Origin of the sequence: Bacillus sp. JJ1609, from assembly GCF_036967045.1 — a bacterium.
Taxonomy (GTDB): domain Bacteria; phylum Bacillota; class Bacilli; order Bacillales; family Cytobacillaceae; genus Mesobacillus.
On record NZ_JBALSS010000021.1, the window covers coordinates 56,343 to 74,714 of the forward strand.

At 41.1% G+C, this 18,372-nt stretch carries 20 protein-coding genes and 1 other RNA gene; 9 read left to right on the forward strand and 12 right to left on the reverse strand.

The annotated features are described in order from the left end of the window. Positions 1-178: 178 nt before the first annotated feature. Positions 179-952 (reverse strand): SDR family NAD(P)-dependent oxidoreductase, encoded by a 774-nt coding sequence (locus V7654_RS16175; protein ID WP_335431651.1) that lies wholly within the window; start codon positions 950-952, stop codon positions 179-181. A gap of 634 nt (positions 953-1,586) precedes the next feature. On the opposite strand from V7654_RS16175, the gene V7654_RS16180 reads away from it, so the two are divergent. The 3 genes from V7654_RS16180 to V7654_RS16190 are packed head-to-tail and all read left to right on the forward strand — an operon-like array spanning position 1,587 to position 3,895. Continuing rightward, positions 1,587-1,736, forward strand: coding sequence for a hypothetical protein (locus V7654_RS16180; RefSeq protein ID WP_207499743.1), 150 nt, complete (start codon positions 1,587-1,589; stop codon positions 1,734-1,736). 27 nt (positions 1,737-1,763) lie between these two features. Then, positions 1,764-2,240 (forward strand): cytochrome c oxidase subunit II, encoded by a 477-nt coding sequence (locus tag V7654_RS16185; protein WP_335431653.1) that lies wholly within the window; start codon positions 1,764-1,766, stop codon positions 2,238-2,240. After that, on the forward strand, positions 2,240-3,895 hold the full coding sequence (locus V7654_RS16190) for a b(o/a)3-type cytochrome-c oxidase subunit 1 (RefSeq protein ID WP_335431654.1): 1,656 nt from the start codon (positions 2,240-2,242) through the stop codon (positions 3,893-3,895). Before V7654_RS16185 ends, V7654_RS16190 begins: the two co-directional genes overlap by 1 nt. A 68-nt stretch (positions 3,896-3,963) precedes the next feature. Here V7654_RS16190 and V7654_RS16195 read toward each other — a convergent pair whose 3' ends face one another. The 3 genes from V7654_RS16195 to V7654_RS16205 all read right to left on the reverse strand — a co-directional run bounded on the left by V7654_RS16195 (position 3,964) and on the right by V7654_RS16205 (position 6,879). Further along, positions 3,964-4,869 (reverse strand): DMT family transporter, encoded by a 906-nt coding sequence (locus tag V7654_RS16195; RefSeq protein ID WP_335431657.1) that lies wholly within the window; start codon positions 4,867-4,869, stop codon positions 3,964-3,966. A gap of 48 nt (positions 4,870-4,917) precedes the next feature. Further along, positions 4,918-6,426, reverse strand: coding sequence for a carboxypeptidase M32 (locus V7654_RS16200; protein ID WP_335431659.1), 1,509 nt, complete (start codon positions 6,424-6,426; stop codon positions 4,918-4,920). A gap of 219 nt (positions 6,427-6,645) precedes the next feature. Continuing rightward, positions 6,646-6,879, reverse strand: coding sequence for a DUF2249 domain-containing protein (locus tag V7654_RS16205; RefSeq protein ID WP_335375637.1), 234 nt, complete (start codon positions 6,877-6,879; stop codon positions 6,646-6,648). A gap of 266 nt (positions 6,880-7,145) precedes the next feature. On the opposite strand from V7654_RS16205, the gene V7654_RS16210 reads away from it, so the two are divergent. Continuing rightward, complete coding sequence (locus V7654_RS16210) at positions 7,146-7,283, forward strand: hypothetical protein (RefSeq protein WP_335431660.1); 138 nt, start codon at positions 7,146-7,148, stop codon at positions 7,281-7,283. 35 nt (positions 7,284-7,318) lie between these two features. On the opposite strand, the gene V7654_RS16215 is transcribed toward V7654_RS16210, so the two are convergent. After that, the gene (locus tag V7654_RS16215; protein ID WP_335431661.1) at positions 7,319-9,682 is read right to left on the reverse strand and encodes a nitric-oxide reductase large subunit; all 2,364 of its coding nucleotides are present in this window, start codon (positions 9,680-9,682) and stop codon (positions 7,319-7,321) included. A gap of 219 nt (positions 9,683-9,901) precedes the next feature. On the opposite strand from V7654_RS16215, the gene V7654_RS16220 reads away from it, so the two are divergent. From V7654_RS16220 to V7654_RS16240, 5 genes are all read left to right on the forward strand, one after another. Continuing rightward, entirely contained in the window at positions 9,902-10,591 is a 690-nt protein-coding gene (locus tag V7654_RS16220; protein WP_335431663.1) for a Crp/Fnr family transcriptional regulator, read from the forward strand. 184 nt (positions 10,592-10,775) lie between these two features. Further along, on the forward strand, positions 10,776-11,015 hold the full coding sequence (locus V7654_RS16225; protein WP_335431664.1) for a DUF2249 domain-containing protein: 240 nt from the start codon (positions 10,776-10,778) through the stop codon (positions 11,013-11,015). 1 nt (position 11,016) lies between these two features. Next, positions 11,017-11,232 (forward strand): DUF2249 domain-containing protein, encoded by a 216-nt coding sequence (locus tag V7654_RS16230; RefSeq protein WP_335431665.1) that lies wholly within the window; start codon positions 11,017-11,019, stop codon positions 11,230-11,232. A gap of 4 nt (positions 11,233-11,236) precedes the next feature. Then, on the forward strand, positions 11,237-12,481 hold the full coding sequence (locus V7654_RS16235; protein WP_335431666.1) for a hypothetical protein: 1,245 nt from the start codon (positions 11,237-11,239) through the stop codon (positions 12,479-12,481). Between the two features lie 13 nt (positions 12,482-12,494). After that, complete coding sequence (locus V7654_RS16240; RefSeq protein WP_335431667.1) at positions 12,495-12,800, forward strand: metal-sulfur cluster assembly factor; 306 nt, start codon at positions 12,495-12,497, stop codon at positions 12,798-12,800. 47 nt (positions 12,801-12,847) lie between these two features. Here V7654_RS16240 and V7654_RS16245 read toward each other — a convergent pair whose 3' ends face one another. From V7654_RS16245 to V7654_RS16275, 7 genes are all read right to left on the reverse strand, one after another. Then, a complete protein-coding gene (locus V7654_RS16245; RefSeq protein WP_335431669.1) occupies positions 12,848-13,015 on the reverse strand; it encodes a hypothetical protein in 168 nt (55 codons plus the stop codon). Between the two features lie 283 nt (positions 13,016-13,298). Continuing rightward, positions 13,299-14,441: a THUMP domain-containing class I SAM-dependent RNA methyltransferase gene (locus V7654_RS16250; RefSeq protein WP_335431671.1), complete on the reverse strand. Its 1,143-nt coding sequence runs from the start codon at positions 14,439-14,441 to the stop codon at positions 13,299-13,301. A 138-nt stretch (positions 14,442-14,579) separates the two neighbouring features. After that, positions 14,580-14,968: RNase P RNA component class B (gene rnpB, locus V7654_RS16255), an RNA gene on the reverse strand. 83 nt (positions 14,969-15,051) lie between these two features. After that, positions 15,052-15,351, reverse strand: coding sequence for a cell division regulator GpsB (gpsB, locus tag V7654_RS16260; RefSeq protein WP_335375873.1), 300 nt, complete (start codon positions 15,349-15,351; stop codon positions 15,052-15,054). Positions 15,352-15,593: 242 nt separating this feature from the next. Next, a complete protein-coding gene (locus V7654_RS16265; RefSeq protein WP_335431673.1) occupies positions 15,594-16,154 on the reverse strand; it encodes a DUF1273 domain-containing protein in 561 nt (186 codons plus the stop codon). 197 nt (positions 16,155-16,351) lie between these two features. Next, positions 16,352-16,696: a CotD family spore coat protein gene (locus V7654_RS16270; RefSeq protein WP_335431675.1), complete on the reverse strand. Its 345-nt coding sequence runs from the start codon at positions 16,694-16,696 to the stop codon at positions 16,352-16,354. A gap of 386 nt (positions 16,697-17,082) precedes the next feature. After that, complete coding sequence (locus V7654_RS16275; RefSeq protein ID WP_335431676.1) at positions 17,083-18,360, reverse strand: ribonuclease H-like domain-containing protein; 1,278 nt, start codon at positions 18,358-18,360, stop codon at positions 17,083-17,085. Positions 18,361-18,372: the final 12 nt, after the last annotated feature.

The following is an 18,372-nucleotide window of genomic DNA, read 5'->3' on the forward strand; positions in this document are numbered from 1 at the left end:
TTCCACTACAATCAACAGGCTTAAAAACAACATCGGGCTTTAACAGAGCCAAAGCAAAAAAAAAGACTTTCCCCTGTAAGGAGAAAGCCTAATGTTTTGAAGGAGTTGCTGTGCAATTTTATTATACAATGCCCTTTTCACAGGAACATTATAAAATCATTACCAGTTGACATTCATTTCAGAAACCGTGGATGGTCATGCCGCCATCAACAAATAATGTTTGTCCTGTCACGTAATTTCCTGCATCTGAGCTTAAGAATACTGTAGGTCCAACGAGCTCCGGCAATTCACCGATTCTTTTAAGTGGTGTGACTGCAAGGATCTCATTCACATAGACTTCATCAGATAGCAGCTTTTCAGTCAGAGGTGTTTTAAAATACCAAGGACCAATTGCATTCACATTAATACCGTATTGCCCCCACTCCATCGCAAGCACTTTTGTCATCTGAATGAGTGCAGCCTTTGTAGCTGCATAGACAACTCCCGTTCTTAAGGCAACATGGCCCCCAACAGAAGTAATATTGATTATTTTTCCACCTGCTTTCTGGTCTTTCATGACTTTGCCAGCTTCCTGGGACATCATGAACGCGGATTTCAGATTCGTATTCATAATTGTCTGCCATTCTTCATCGGTCACATCCAAAGCCTTGGAGCGAATATTCATTCCTGCGTTATTAACGAGGATATCAATTTTATCCCATTCTGATTTTACTTCGGCAATTGCCCTATGTACTTGTTCCCTATTTGTAACATCCGTCGGCAGTATCAAAGCCCTTTTTCCAAGGTCACCAATAGCTGCAGCCGTATCTTTCAAGTCCTCTTCTGTCCGCGCAAGCAATGCAACATCAGCCCCTGCTTCTGCAAGTCCTATGGCAAGCGCACGTCCTATTCCTCGCCCAGCACCTGTAACTACAGCGATCTTTCCATCAAGTTGAAATGAAGGCAAAAACATAAACATCACCTTTCCAAATTTTAAATTGTCTTTATTTTACCACAATAATTTTACCGGTGAGAGAAACTAGTTTCAACGAGCCGTTTTTCGACATAGCAAAAGCACCAATATTCTGGTGCCTTGTAGTCAAACATGATGATTATTTTTCATTGGATTGTTTTTGTACTTCAATCCAAATCTTTTTTTCTGCTGCACTGCCGCACTTTTTACAAATTTTAATTTCATCATATAAAAGACGGCAATGGTCACAATAGAATTTCTCCACTACAATCACTTCCTGAAAAAACCATTTTCTACTAGTGTATTAACGATCATAAAATTTGGTGAGCATGTTTTTATAACTTTCGCTTTCATGGATTGTCAACCAGTTTTGTCACACCAGAGCTTTATATCAAGCTCACTTGCTCAAGTATTCACATTTTCGTTTTCACAGATTATTCACATTTACCCAGCTTGTGATGTGACTTAAATCACTGTGTTTATAGGTTTTCACCATTAACATAGTAAATAAAGCAAGTATGAACAATTTGTGAACTGGATGAAACCATATTTACGTTTCCAGATTGTTTTGTATTATGAAAGTGTACTTATTAAATTAAATTACTTACTTATTTATTCGAAGGGAGTGACCGGGATGGCACAGCCTGGAATCGGGAAGAAAACGAACACAAAGGTGGAAGAACAATCTTCTTTGAAAGGAACACTTGCATCTGTTTTCTTGTTGGGTTTCTTTTTAATCATTACTTGGGTAGGCGTATATTTTTTATTTTTAGATCGTTTCTAACAGAAATCAAAAGGAGAGAAAGAAGCTATGCACATTCATAAGTTTGAAAAAATTTGGCTAATATTCGGGATCACGACTCTTCTCGTTTTCCTTTCAGTCATTGGGGTCAGCGCCTTCTATCTTGGCAATCAGCCGCCAAGCTGCCTTGCGACGATAAATCCTGAAAAGGTTGATACAACCGCACCATTCAATAAGCCAGGCCTGAAAAAGGTTGAAGGCAAAGAATGGGATTATGAACTGGTTTATGTTGCTTCTGCTTTTTCTTATAATCCGGCAAAGGTTGAAGTTCCCAAAGGTGCAAAGGTTAAAGTAATTGCAACAACAAAGGATGTCATCCACGGCTTTGAGGTTGCAGGAACAAACATCAACATGATGCTTGAGCCAGGATTCATCAGTGAATATGTGACTACTTTTGACAAGGCTGGCGATTTCCTGATCGTTTGTAACGAGTATTGTGGTGTTGGCCACCATATGATGTCATCTAAAATTGAGGTGGTAGAATAATGAGTACGAATACTGTAAATACAAAAGTTGACCGCCGTGATGGCAAATTGGCAATGGCTCACTTTTATGTAGCATTCATTGCCCTGGCAGTCGGAGGACTTGCAGGCTTGCTGCAGACGCTTGTCCGTTCGGGAAAATTCGAATTACCTTGGGGAATCGGATATTATCAGGTTCTTACAGTGCATGGGGTCCTTTTGGGCCTTGTATTGACTACATTTTTCATTATGGGCTTCCAGCTTGCTGCAGTGAGCAAGACTTCAGGAGCTTTGACTGATAAACAGCGTTTGATGGGCTGGATTGGCTTCTGGCTCATGACAGTCGGTACTGTTATGGCAGCTGTCATGGTTCTATTGAATAAAGCATCTGTCCTTTATACTTTTTATGCCCCTTTACAGGCGCACGCTCTTTATTATGTAGGTCTTACACTTGTTATTGTCGGCAGTTGGATTGACGGTGCCGCATTGATTATGGCTTATGCTTCCTGGAGAAAAGCTAACCCTGGAAAACCTAGCCCGCTTTTGACATTCATGGCAATTGTTAATACGCTTTTGTGGATTGTTGCTTCTATCGGAGTAGCTGCTACCGTACTGTTCCAATTGCTTCCTTGGTCTTTAGGGCTAGTAGATCGTGTTGACGTTTTAGTGAGCCGTACCCTTTTTTGGTACTTTGGCCACCCGCTTGTGTACTTCTGGCTATTGCCTGCCTATATGGCATGGTATGCAATCGTTCCGAAAATCATTGGCGGAAAGATTTTCTCGGATTCATTGGCTAGGATGTCTTTCATCCTGTTCCTGCTGTTCTCGATTCCGGTTGGTTTCCACCATCAACTGATGGAGCCTGGGATTGACCCTGCGTGGAAATTCCTTCAGGTTATCCTGACATTCCTTGTCATCATCCCATCATTGATGACTGCTTTCTCTCTTTTCGCAACTTTTGAGATGTTTGGTCGATCCAAGGGTTCTACTGGTCTATTTGGATGGGTGAAAAAGCTTCCTTGGGGAGATGCACGATTTGCGGTTCCATTCATCGGGATGCTTGCCTTTATTCCTGCAGGTGCAGGCGGCGTAATCAATGCTTCCCATCAGCTGAACCAGGTTGTCCATAATACGATTTGGGTAACAGGACACTTCCATTTAACACTTGCAACATCTGTAGTCTTAACGTTCTTTGGAATCTCTTATTGGCTGATTCCACACTTAACAGGCAGAGTTCTTACAAAGGCAATGAACAAGTTAGCCATTATCCAAGGTGTTGTATGGGCGATCGGTATGACCTTCATGTCAGGAGCAATGCACGCAGCTGGCTTACTAGGAGCCCCTCGCCGATCATCATTCTCAACATATGGCGGAGCTGAAAAGGCTGCAGAATGGATCCCTTACCAGGTTGCACAGGCAGTCGGCGGTTCTATCCTGTTCCTTGGCATAATCTTGATGCTTTATATCTTCATAAACCTTGCATTCTTTGCACCAAAAGGTGAAGAGGAGTTCCCAGTTGGAGAAGTTGCTGACGCAGCGGAAAAAACTCCGATGGTATTTGAAAACTGGAAGCTCTGGATTGGTATTACAGTCTTATTGATTCTTTTCGCTTATACGATTCCTTTCATTGACATGATTCAGAATGCACCGATTGGATCAAAGGGATATAAGTTCTTCTAAGAAGATTATGCCCTGGAATCTTGGTCAACTCTAGTTGACTGGGATGATATAAAAAAGCACTTCACTAATCAGATAGTGAAGTGCTTTTTTTGTTTCCTAGCTGGGAGTGATATATTGACAGCCATTACGGATAAAACAATCAGCAGTGAACCTACCAACTGCAGGATTCCCGGGCGATCCCCGTAAACTAAAACGCCTAGTATAGTGGCGATTACTGGCTCAAGTGTAGCAACAACTGCTGCTGTACTGCTTTCTGTTCTTTCCAGTCCCCATGAATAAGCAAAATATGCGAGAACTGTAGGGAAAATTCCAAGTCCAGCTACATACAGCCACGTACCTCCGTTGAACAAAATGCTCGCCTTGCCAGCAATTCCTGTAGTCGGAATCAGAGCCGCTGCAGCTACAATGAAGGTATACAGTGTGACGGTAAAAGGATGGTATTTCCTAAGAGCTACTTTTCCAAAAATGCTATAAAGAGCATAACCAAATCCTGCCCCAAGACCGATCAGAACAGCAGCAGCTGAAAACGATGCTCCTTCCTGACCGGTTATACCAGCAGCGAGTGTACAGCCTATTATCGTCAGAGCAATTGCGATTAGTTTCCTTCGATCTATGCTTTCTTTCAGGAAGATAAAAGACAGTACTGCCACAAATGCAGGCGAAGTATATAGCAATGCAACGGCAATTGGAATATTCATTAGCTCAATTGCCGTAAAATAACACCAGTTAAAAAAGACGATGCTAAAAATTCCAGTCCCGATAAAAAGAGGTAGATCCTTTATTCTAATCTTAAGATTGCCTCGGTATGCTGCCAGTCCAACAAGAACCAGAATAACTGCCGCAGTCACTACCCTTACTGCGACGATTTCCATGGCGCTGAAACCAGCATCTGACAAACCTTTCACAAAGAAACCAATCAAGCCCCACATAGCCGCAGCGAAAGCGATCATTAAATAAGGCAATTTCTTATACATATTTTCACCACACAGAAAAGATGGCAGCTACACTGCCATCTTCAATTTTTATACTAAATGATAAACTTTATTATATTTTTCATACAAGTAATCTACTAAATATTTAGCATTAAGCCCTTCACCAGTAACATCTGTAAGGATTTCGAGCGGCTTTTTCATTTTTCCGTGCTGGTGAACCTTCTCAGTCATCCATTCCTTCACTGGCAAAAGATTCCCTTCTTCCAGCAATTCCTCAAAGTTCGGCAGATCTTTAAGCATCGCATTTTTAAACTGGGCAGCATACATATAACCTAATGCATACGATGGGAAATACCCAAAGCTCCCACCTGCCCAGTGTACGTCCTGAAGGACACCCTGTGCATCGTTATCCGGTCTGATGCCTAGGTACTGCTCATATTTATCATTCCATATTTGCGGCAGGTCCTTTACCTCGATCTCATCATTGAATAGCCCTTTTTCTATTTCATATCGGACCATTACATGAAGAGGATACGTAAGCTCGTCTGCCTCAATCCTGATTAAACTTGGTTTCGATTCATTGACCGCACGATAAAAATCTACTATTTCCACATCAGAAAATTGCCCGTTTGAATATTGCTGAAGCAAGTTGTAATTATGTTTCCAGAAAAATTTATTTCGGCCGACAAAGTTTTCATAGAAAAGCGATTGAGATTCATGGATGCCCATTGATGTTCCAGAGCTCAACGGTGTACCGATCAAATCCTTCGAAATGTTCTGTTCGTAAAGGGCATGGCCACCTTCGTGAATCGTTCCAAATACCGCTGTCCTGAAGTCGGACTCATCATATTTTGTAGTTACCCTTACATCACCAGGATTTAGACCCATCGCAAATGGATGCACCGTTTCATCCAATCTTCCCGCATCAAAGTCATAACCCATTTGCTTTAAAATATCCAGGCTAAAAGCTTTCTGTTTTTCTTTCGGAAAGTTTTGGAATAAAAATCCGGTCTGTGGTTTATCTGCTGAATTTGAAATTTGCTGGACAAGCGGTACGATTTTTTCACGTAAATCGCCAAATACTTTGTCAAGCACTTCAACTGTTACGCCTGGCTCATACATGTCAAGCAGCGTATTATATTTGTTTCCTTCTGATCCCCAATATTGAATGAACTTCTTGGTGGTTTCTACTAATTTTTCAAGGTAAGGCCTGAACATTTCAAAATCAGACATTTCCTTCGCTTCTTCCCAGACAGTTTCCGCTTTAGATTGAAGAATAACATAGTCCCGGTACTCACTTGCAGGTATTTTCTTATTGCGGTCATAGTCTTTTCTGCACTCTTCCAAAGTCTTGCGGGTGATTTCTGATAGACCTGTTTCATTTAATAGTTTCGCTATGTATGCAGCCATTTCTTCTGAAGTCGACATATTAAATAATTCCGATGACAGGACACCAATTACTTCTGAACGCTGTTCTGCACCCTTCTTCGGAGCTCCAGTCCTTAGATCCCAATAAATTAAAGAAAGCGCCTCCCCATAGGCAGACATCTTCTTCACATAATCCAAAAATTGCTTTTCTGTTTGATTCGCTTCACTCATCCATTTCACCCCATTTTTCTCTTTCTCACTCATCTTATCATACTTTTCTGATATTTTGGTTTACGAAAAATAAAAAAGGATGATGGGCTTGGATTGCAATTTAAACAACATTAAGTTGAATTGAATAAGAGCTATTAACAAAATACCATGTTGCCTAACATAAAAAAGCAACAGGCATGCCTGTTGCTTGGAAAATAGTAATGGATTTTCTTAGATTGCTTATTTAGTTTTTCCAATAGCGACGCGCCAGGTTTCTGGTCCTTCTTCTAGATACTCCCATGAGAAAACTTCTGGACGTTCCATCATAAACTGGTATTGCAGCGGCCTTGGATCATGATCATTGACGATCTGCATGAATTCCCCAGGCTTTAGCGCATCGAAGTTTTGAAATATAGTAGGATGCTTTTCCCGTGGTGCATAGTCAGGTACGTTGATAATTACGCTAAAAGTCATTTTACTCTCTCCTTATTGTAGCTTATTATCTTTACATTTTCATTATAGAAATTGCCGATTATGTATGAAGTGAGCCTGGTCACTGATTTGCTATGATATTGTTAATCAACAAAATTATTGAATACTTAAATTAGCAGAAAATGCATTCTTGCTTCTATGTTACCTTTTTTCCTTCCAGCACCTCTTATCGGGCACATAGAATCAATCTGATATAACAAGGAGATTTCCCCTTAAAAATCGAACTATATTATTAGGAGGCGATGTCTATGAAGGAGCTTGTCGGCAGCTGCGAGCAATGCGGCAAGGAAATATTTTGTCTGGACGGTTTTTTGAATGGTGTTCATACGACAGATGGCAGAGTCCTTTGCTTTGAGTGTGAAAATGATGAAAGATCAGTAAAATAAAAAATCCGCAAAGCAAATGCTTTGCGGATTTCCTGTTATTCCTCGTCTACGGCCAGGTCTTTTACTGGCAGAGGCTCTTCTTCTTTATGAGTTACCTTGCGAAGATTGAACAACGCTTTGATGCTGAACAGCGCCAGGGCTGCAACTCCAATCAAGAAAATGGAGTCAGGAATCGCTCTTAGTGTCAGCAGCATTTGTACTGTATCCTGCTGCAGGAATTCCGCTGAACGAGATGCTGCATAACCGTTGTAGAATGCTTCTTTAATTTGCAAATATCCAACAGGAAGCAACGATAGGAATACCATGCCAGCGAGCCCAACATTTAGCATGATGACAATGAATTTAATCCACTTGTCGCTCCATTTCTCCGGCTTTACAATATTTCGCAATGAGTAGACTAACACTGCTCCTGCGAACATTCCGTATACACCCATCATTGAAGCGTGGCCATGGGTAGATGTCAGGAATTGCCCGTGTTCGAAGTAGCTGACTGCAGGCAGATTGATTAGGAAGCCAAGTACCCCTGCACCTACAAGGTTCCAGATTGCTACAGAGATTAAAAACCAGAATGTTCCTTTATAAGGAAAGTCTACCCCGCCATCACGCATCATTTTATATTGTTCATATGCTTCTAAAATCAGCAGTGTCAATGGAATGACTTCTAAAGCTGAGAACACTGCGCCGAGGGCGATCCAAACTTCTGCTGACCCGTTGTAATAATAGTGATGTCCAATACCGATGACTCCCGCTCCCATCAGCAGGATCAACTGGAAATACAATGCTTTGACTGTTGATTTTTTTGTAACAAGCTTCATCTGGACCATCAAGAAACCGATGACTACAACTGCGAATACCTCAAATATTCCTTCTACCCATAGATGGATAATCCACCAGCGCCAGTAATCAGCGAATGTATAATGCGTTCCTGGATTGATCATGAAGGCAAAGAAGTAAAACGCTGGAACTGCTATCGCTGAGTAGAACAATAGATGGATCAAGCCACCTTTATCAGACTCCCGCTTCAAGCCGCTCTTAATTCCGCGGAGTACTATATACAGCCAGATCAGCATACCGATTGCAAGAATGAATTGCCAGATGCGTCCCAGTTCGAGATACTCCCAGCCCTGATGACCTAAGAGGAACCAGTTGTTTCCAAGGTAGCCATTAGCGCCAAGCCACTGCCCTATCATGCTGCCAGCTACAAGGACTACCAAAGCCCAGAACAGAATGTCTACCAATAATCCCTGGCGTTTCGGTTCATGCCCGCCTACAAGCGGTGCTACAAAAATACCCATTCCAAGCCACGCTGTTGCAATCCAGAAAATCGCCAGCTGCAGATGGAACCCTTTCGTAATGTTGAATGGAAGGATATCATGGATCCACTTCATTCCGAAGAAGCTGTCCGGTTCGATATAGTAGTGTGCAAGAAGCGCCCCAAACATCGCCTGGACGAAGAACAGCACCGAAACCACAGCAAAATATTTACCTGTTTTTAATTGTGATGAGGTTAATGGCAGCTTCATTAAATCTATTTTTGGGAAGTTCCCTTCCTTATAGGCTTCCTGCATTCCAAGATGGTAACGATAAAACACATACAAGATAAGTCCAACAAATAATATCAGGATTGTTACACTGGCACCGCTCCACCAAACGGCTGAGAATGACAAGGTGTTGCCTGCATCTTCATAATATGGCCAGTTATTCGTATACGTAATATTATCATCAGGTCTTTCAGTACTAGAAAGCCATGCAGTCCAGAAGAAGAAATCTGAAATCTGTTCAATTTGGTCCCCTTTTGAAACCCAAGCGCGATCCCCTGCTGGCATGTGCTTTTCCTGGATCAGGCGAGGCTTAAGTCCCCAATGGTCTCCTTCTGTAAAAATCCCATGATAGAATTCTCTTACCTTACTATGTCCGTAAATCTGAGCATCGGTTAGTACCAGTTTGTCTGTATCGGGTACATAACGATTTTCACGCATTTCCTTCTTTACATTGACGCGAATGATTGCTTGTTCATCCTTGCTTAATTCTTTAAATTCCTTATCGTATTTTTCCAATGACCGGAAGTCCTGCATTCCTTCTGTATAAATTTTCAATGCTTCAGCTGTATAGTCAGGCCCCATATATGAACCATGGCCCAAAACCGTTCCATAATCCATCAAACCATACTTTTGAAAAACAGCCTGCCCTCCCATGATGCTTTCCTTCGTTAAAATGACTTTCCCGTTCTCGCTTGTTACTTCGATTGGCCGTGGAGCCATTTCTTTAAAAATCCAGTATCCCCCTGTCAGGAGCACTGTAAAGCTGAGTAATAATGTAATAATGAGTACGGATTTCAACAGTGAGTTCCGATTCTTCTTCACCACTGCTTTTGTGGATGTCCTATGTTGGATTTCCATTTCCACACATCCCCTTTCCTGTTTGTTTTACACCTTCATTTTAAAAGCAATCGAATGTATATTTTGTGAAGTATCGCATTTACTAGGTGTGATTTTTCACACAGGAATGAGAATAATTTTCAAAAAAACGTCAAAATATGATTCAGGTCACTTAGCCCTTCTTTTTAGGTTGATAAAATCATAGTAGAAACTTAATCGAAGGTAGAGGAGCAGATTATTATGCATATATCCCAGATCAAGCAGCAGCTAAGGGAAGTACCTATTTTTAAAGAACTTTCAGCTCAGGAATTGGATACGATCGTTGAAATTGCCCAGCCAAGGTTTTATAAAAGCAAAATGTACGCATTTATGCAGGGTGATACTCTGGATCGGGTATTTTTTATAAATTCAGGAAAAGTAAAGATTTATAAAACCGATTCATCGGGACGTGAACAAATTGTATCAGTGCTTGAAACCGGAGAGATGTTCCCACACGCAGGTTTCTTCAGAAAGGGACTGTATCCTGCACATGCAGAGGTAATGGAGGATTCACAGCTGATTGTTATCCCCATTAGCAAATTTGAGGAAATACTTGTGGCATACCCTGAATTATCAATTAAATTATTCAGAGTTCTGGGAGAGAAAATTGTTGACCTGCAGGCACGCCTTGAGGAACAGATTCTCCATAATACGTATGAACAAATCATCATGCTGCTGCTCCGCCTATGCAAGACAAATGGTGAGAAAATGAAGCATGGATTTAAACTGACGACACATTTTACGAATAAAGAGTTTGCCAATATGATTGGAACCTCTCGTGAAACAGTGAGCAGGACTATCAATTATTTAAAGAAGAAGGATTATCTTAGTGTGGATGACGATGGATGTTATCTAATTGATCATGAGAAATTGCATCAAGAATTATTTTAATAGGTTCTTTTAAGAATCACTCTTCATGATCCAGCACAAAAAACCGAAGCTTGAATGTCATCATCAGTGAGTTGTATAAGATTACGAGTAGATCTTCTTATTTGTTAAGTGATGCACGTCACGGAAGAATTAATTGAAAATTATTATCATTTAAATAGATAAATTTACTGAGGAGCTGAGGGTAATGCAACAGAAAACTATTGAACTAGATGTAAGAGAGGATATCAATAACAAGCTGGAGCCATTTCAAAAAATAATGGAGGCCATTTCAGAGCTGCAATTAAACGATATTCTTATTCTCCACGCACCGTTTAAGCCTGTCCCTTTATACGGAGTCATGAAGGCTAAAGGCTTTGACCATGAAGCCGAAAAGATCGATACAAAGCACTATAAAATCACTTTTACTAAAAAAGGAGGGAAATAGGATGATACTCGACAACCGGGGACTAGAACCGCCACAGCCTATGATGAGAACGCTCGCGGCACTTGAAGATTTGGATAAGGGGCAAACACTTGTGATCATAAATGATCGCAGGCCCATGTTCCTGTTTGAACAATTAGATGAACTTGGATATATTTATTTGACTGAACAGCAGGATGATGGGAGCTATAAAGTCACTATTTCCCGAAAAGCGGGGTGATCACATGATTCAGGTTAGTAAGGGGAACGAAACAAATATTAAACTGCCCTTTGCTTTCATTGCTTTTAGCATGTTCGCTATGGTTCTTTCACAGCTTCTCCTATTACTTAATGGGGAACTGTTGATATCAGGGACCTACCGAATTCCAGCTATATGGTCTGCTGCCCACTTGTTTGTACTTGGATGGGCATTAATGGCCGCCATGGGCGCCATGTATCAGCTTGTGCCTGTTGCATTCTTAACCCCTATCTGGAATGAAAAATTCGGATTTGTGCAATTTTCAGTGACCGCTGTGGGAATCGCAGCATTCGCAGCTGCTTTATACATTAGGCCTCAGGATGCATTGATTCCTGGAATCCTGACTTTAACAGGAATTTTAATGTTCCTTTTCCAGATGTTCATGACCCTTAAAAGCCAGGCTAAACCAAACATACTTTCGCTGTTCGTAGGCTCTGCCCTTTTTTCTTTGCTGGCTACCGTCACACTTGGCATTATGCTTGTCCTTAGCATTAGAACAGGATTTGCATCTGGTCATTACCAGATTATATTCAAAAGTCATTTAGTCATGGGAACCGCAGGCTGGTTTACTCTGTTGATTTTCGGTTTTTCTTATAAAATGGTGCCGATGTTCTCACTTTCCCATGGTTATTCGATGAAACCGGCTGCCTATATATTCACCGTTTATATAACAGGCATAATCGCACTGATAAATACATTTATTTTTGAAAGCTTTCCGCTTCAAATTGCAGGTACATTCCTGCTGTTCACTGGCTTCCTGCTGTTCACATGGCATATAAAAAAAATAATAGACAAGCGGGTCAAGAAGAAGCTAGACCGGCCATTCATATTTGCTTTAATGGCAATTGTATGGGGTGCTGTAATCCATTTTTTAGCTTTTTTCAGCAGTGCGGCGGGCTTGCTGCCTAAACTGGCGGGCCCCCTCCTATTCTTATATTTGATTGCTTGGATTGCTTTCAGCATTATCGGATACTTGTATAAAATTGTTCCCTTTCTATGGTGGACACACAAATACAGCAAGGAGATTGGAAAACAAAAGGTCCCTTCCTTAAAGGAGATGATGGATGAAAAAATGGCCCTGCCGCTATTCATCATGTTCACTGCCGGGGTATGCTTCCTTGTCTCCTCCTTCGCAGCAAAATGGATTTATTTATTTTACCTTGGCCAGGGACTGCTTTTGATCGCAGCGACTTTATTCAGCATAACAATTACCAAAGTGGTACGAAAATAAGGAGGAATTGTAAATGACGGATTTAAAAAATAAAATAAGAGAAAATTTAAAAACAGTAATTGACCCAGAATTGAATATCAATGTAGTCGATTTAGGCTTGATTTATGATATTGATTTACCTGAACCAAGAACGGCAAGAGTACTGATGACACTCACAACACCTGGCTGCCCTCTCCATGACAGCATTGTGAACGGCATCAAATACTGTGTAATGGGCATGGAAGAAATCGATCATGCAGACGTCCATTTAACATGGGACCCTGCCTGGACACCGGATATGATGACTGACGATGGTAAACGAATGCTGCAGGGATATTAAAAAAGGAAAAAAAAGAAACGCCTGTGTAATCAAGCGTTTCTTTTTATTTATTTGGGGTTTGAAAGGCCAAATGACAATGCCTGGCGAAAGTTATTTTCTGCTTCCTGCAAATCGGCAATTTGAGCTTCATCTTGCTGAAATTCATTTCTCAAAGCTTCAGAGCTTGAAGTCAGTGCTTTTGAAATTCTATGGAAATCAATAAAAGAATAATTCATTGCCATCCCTCCAATCTTTAATAGATAAATGTAGTTTATTCGCCAATCAAAAAAATTATTCCAGAAGAACAAGCTTAAGAATGATGGAGACTCGAGTATTCCGAGTTCCCTGTCTTCCTTCAGTTACCTGCAATATTCTAAGATGAGTCGCATCAATCTTTACCTAATATACCTTTCACTTGATAATCACTTCCATTTGTTAAATTTCAAAATCAAGAAAAGCCGCATCCTGATGGAGGCGGCTTTTCTTATTTAACATGATATATCATGGAAAAGAACAGCTTTACTTATCAACCCGTGGCGGACGCTTTCCCCAATACTGGTAATAGTCTGTCCGGATAAATCCATTGAAAAGCTTTCGCTTCTTTGTTGCTGGTTTTCCGTATACTTGTTCAAATTCCTCATTTGATGAAAGCATGTAGATGGACCAGGTATCAAGAGGTGCAAATGTCCTGCCCATTTCCTTGTACATTTCCTCCACTGCTTTTTTCTCACCCAGTCGCTCGCCATACGGAGGATTACCCACAATAACCCCGTATTCCTTTCTGGTCGTGAAGTCCTGGACCCGCATTTGCTTGAAGGAAATAAGATCGCCAAGCCCTGCCTCGAAAGCATTCTCCTCTGCAATCTTGACCATTCTGTGGTCGATGTCCATTCCGCTTATATCTAGAGGCTGGTCATACTTCGCTAAATCTTCCGCCTCAGTCCTGACGTCGTCCCAAATAGATTCCGGTATCAGGCTCCATCCTTCAGAGACAAATTCACGATTGAAGCCTGGTGCGATATTTTGGCCAATCAAAGCTGCTTCAATTGGAATTGTCCCTGACCCACAAAATGGGTCGACAAATGGTTTATCTGGAGTCCAATTTGTCAGCATAATTAGGGCTGCAGCCAGTGTCTCTTTTAACGGGGCTTCACCCTGATCTGTACGGTAGCCGCGCTTGTGGAGCCCGCTGCCACTTGTGTCGATTGTCAGCGTTACGACGTCTTTAAGGAGGGCTACCTCTATTTTGAACAATGGACCGTTTTCTTCGAACCATGTCGTTTTTTTATACTGGGTCCTCAATCGTTCAACGATCGCTTTCTTCACGATTGCCTGACAATCCGAAACGCTGAAAAGCTTTGATTTCACTGATTTCCCTGATACAGGAAACTCTGCATCCTCTGGCAGAAGTTGTTCCCACGGAAGGGCCTTTGTTTTTTCAAACAATTCATCAAATGTATAAGCCTTGAATTCGCCCACTTTAATTTTGACTCTGTCAGCCGTGCGAAGCCACATATTGCTGCGAGCGATTGCAAGTGCGTCTCCCTTATATGTAATCTTGCCGTTTTCAACTTCACATTCGTAACCCAGGTCACGTACTTCCTTGGCAACAATCGCTTCAAGACCCATTGCAGAAGTCGCGATCAAATCAAAATTCTTCATAATTTCACCCTTATATCAGAAATAATTTTCGTGTGTAACTTATGCTTAAAATGCCCAATAACAATTAATATACATAAAAAAAGCTCTCCTGGCAAAAGGAGAGCTTTAATAAACACTCATACAAATCCATTAATAACGTTCTGTAAGCCATGTTTTGTACCTTTGTACTGCAAACGACCATAAGTCTCGTACTCCGGTGGTAATCATCTATCTACAGATGATGAATCATCTGTCCTTCTCTTCGTTGAGTTCCTCCAAGAAGGTGCCCCTACCATCGTTTGGGTTTCTCGCTCGTGGGGTTTACCTCGTTCCACCCTTTCCATTTCTGGGAAGGCTCCGTCACTGTGGCACTTTTATAGGTATTCATGCCATATCGTTGCCGACTTAGGCATTTTCCCGGCCGTCAACCGAGTGTGAACCCGGCTGCCCTGGCTTATGAATTGGCCAGGCACGAACACTACAGGCATCTCAGCCTGTGCGAGCATGGACTTTCCTCTGCAGCAAAACTGCAGCGATTACCCGAACGTTATTAACAGCTTCATGAAGTATTATATTTAATATTGACATCAAATGCAATGGTAATACATTTCATAATCTAGCAGAAACTGGTTTAATCGTAGAGTTTGTCTCCAAATACGTGTTTCTCAAGATTTGACAGCCTTTTAAGGATATCAAAATTAGTAGTGCCTGCTGCCTGTGTACTTGGTCGGCGTGACGTTTCATCTAGCTGCTTTTTCAAGCGAAGATTATCCTGCTGCAGTTCTTCTATCTCCTGCTGCATCAATTCATAATCTTTGATGATTAAATCAAGAAACTTATCAACATCTTCTGGCTTATAACCACGCATAGCTGTTTTAAATTCTTTTTCCAAAATATCTTTTGCAGTTAATTGTAATTTATCGGATAGCATTCCATTCACCTCAATATACCCCTATCGTCTAATTTATTTTTTCAAAAACACAGCGATTTGTCAATTTTTCTTTTCTTAAGCTTCATTCGTTACCATCGTACCTTAATTTCACGGAGTAAAAATCGGTCTAAACATTTTACGAATCTTTCAGGTGACGGTCGAAAAGAGGAAGATACCAATTAAAGTAATAGTAGAAGTTCATTTACGTAAATTATAATTCCATATAAATTCCTCAATTCACGTTAAAACCCCTGTTTTCTTAATTGTTCTTCTTCAACAATCATTTGGAGATCATACATAGTAATCAATCTCACTTCATACTCGTTTGTTTCTCCGTATTTTATTGCTGTTTCATACATAAACTTGGGACTGCCTTCTATTTCAGGATCATACAGCAGAATCATCACGTCACTTTTTTCTACAAAAAACTGATTCTTCAGCCTGAACTGCCACGGCTTTTCATATGGTTTCCGTGATATCGAATCCACATGGTCCGCACCTGAAAGAATGGATTCATACCATTCCTTGTTAGCCTCTTTCCACGTTTCTTCCTGGTTAAGGAATGGAGTGAACACAGATAATTTCAGGTCTGGATATTCCTCCTTTAATTCATACACAGCTTCGCCTGCCCATAATTCGACACCAAGCTGCCCACTGATCATTACCCATTCCAAGCCTTCCTCAACTAAAGGCAGCAAACTTTTTTTGATTGCAATTTTTATGTATTCAGCTGCAGGATGATCATGTTGAAATATCCCAAGCTCAAAAGGTTTATAGCCAGAAATAGCAACGACTTTTGCCATTATATCTCCTTCAGGTTTGATTTTCAGGTCTAGATAAATTTTGCAAATGCCTTATATCAAAAATATTTACCTATTGAATGTATTCCCTTGTTAGGTCAAATATTAATCCTCCCAGCGTAATTATTCTTTTTATTTTCCTGCAGAATTTCAAATGACCTTAAAAAAACAAGGGCTAAATAGCCCTTGCAGAAGTTATTTTATCGTCCAAATCCCATGCCTGGTCCTGGTCCAAAGCCTGAAGGACCTGGTCCCATGCCTGGTCCCATCCCCATACCTGGTGCTCCACCAAATCCTGGGCGCGGCCTTGGGCCAATCGGACCAACTCCTGGGCCTGAACCGCCATAGAAATTCTGATTTGTTACCTGGTTCACTGTAGACTGTGTTTGCGGGAAATAATGGACATGATCATAATTAATATGATTTACATTTGTAGTGTGAGTCGGATGTACGTGTGGAACCACATTATTAACATAATTATGGTTTACACAACATTTAGTAGGATGAACTACTGTTGGCAATACATTTGTCGGTTTGCAGTACATAGTGCATAACTCCTTTCCTATAGACTTATTCTTTACATTATCAGCCTATGAAAAAGCAGTGCGTCTTGTACTAATGAAAACACCTATTTTTTCCGGAGAATCTGCCGTGCAAGCAAAAATAAAAAATTAAAGGAATGTGTAAAAGTTGTCCTTAAGGCCACTGAAAATAACAGCAATAAGTGTAATAACAACAAAATAGAGAACTAAAACCGCTTTATACATTTTACCAGCCCCGTAAAAATTATTAATTTTTTTGTTCCATACAATTTTACATTTTACAATGTCAGAACAGTTCATACAACAGAATATTACAGGTTTATTGCTGGTAAATGTTAAAATTTTGTTACAATTCCAGAAATCATGCCGAAAAGTGCGGTAAATACGGTTTATTTTGACGAATCCTGCGCTTGCCCGGGAAATGCTTTCCGGGAAATTCTCATGATTCTTTTCTGAAGTTCTTCATTGAAAATCATGTCTTTTTTTGTAGTGCCTTCATCGCTTAAATGGATTGATTCTGCAAGCCGGCAATATTCTAATGCCAGCTCAAGGTCCTTTTCCCGATGCTCAAAATGCTTGGCAAGCTCTATGCATGCTTCCTTTCTGTCCTTACTTGTCCCTTTTTCAGCACTTTCTTTCCACAATGAGACGGCTTGTGCCCAGTCCTTGTTTCGTTTATATTCAGCAGCCAAGGCATGCTTGGCAGCAGCTTCCTGTTCGTTTCCTCTCTCAGCCAGCCCGCTGAACGTTTGTTTAGCCTTATCCGATTCTCCCAGGTAGGAAAACCAGCGTCCAACTTCGTAGGTTTCTCTTGCCGATTGAGATTTGTCCCTTCCTAAAAGCTGATAAGTCAGATGTGTATAAAGCGTTAATAGTGACAGGATGTCCGTTTCATTATGCTTGATCACTCCAAGCAGCCCTTCTGGATTCTTTCTTTCCAAAAAGTCGAAATAAATCATTGGCGCAAGGAATCCCGGGATATCATCTTTTCGTTCCAGACCAAGCACTTCCTGTTCCACAATGCTTAACTTCATTCTCTCAATTTTATGCTTCCACATTCGCCTTGCAGCATGGTATAGGTCAAAGTGGCCATAGGCAGGCAATTTGGGAACATGATCCCTTACGAGAGTGTGCCTCGTCTTGACCTGTGGCCAGTCAAATGCCTTCCCATTATAGGTTACCAGGGTAGTATAATCCGCATTTTCAAGAAAGCTTTGGTAAAGAGCAACTTCGGCGCCTGGCTGCGGAAGAATATGCTGTTTTAATTTTATTGAATTACCTGATACACTTGCATGACCCAGCAAAAAGATCGTATTGCCCGCCCCGCCGCCAAGCCCCGTGGTTTCTGTATCAAAAAAAACAAGATCCTCTGGTTTATGGCCTGACGCTGATAGTGGATGCCTGGTTTCTTCATTATTCCAAAGGGAAACCGCCTCCAGCAAATCACCGAATCGGTAGCTGCCATGCTTGTAATCAAGCGGATAGCTGACTTCCCTTACCAAACAGTACTGGCCATCGAAATAGAAGGGGGAAACGGATTCTTTTTCCCAAACATCGAAAAACGGAATTTCTGGAGTATCCTGAACTGGAATCATTTCAGCTTTAGGTTTTTCACTTCCGCTTTTAATATGAGGTTTTAAGCGGTTCAATTTATTCTTAAGACTCATTTTCCCCCTCCT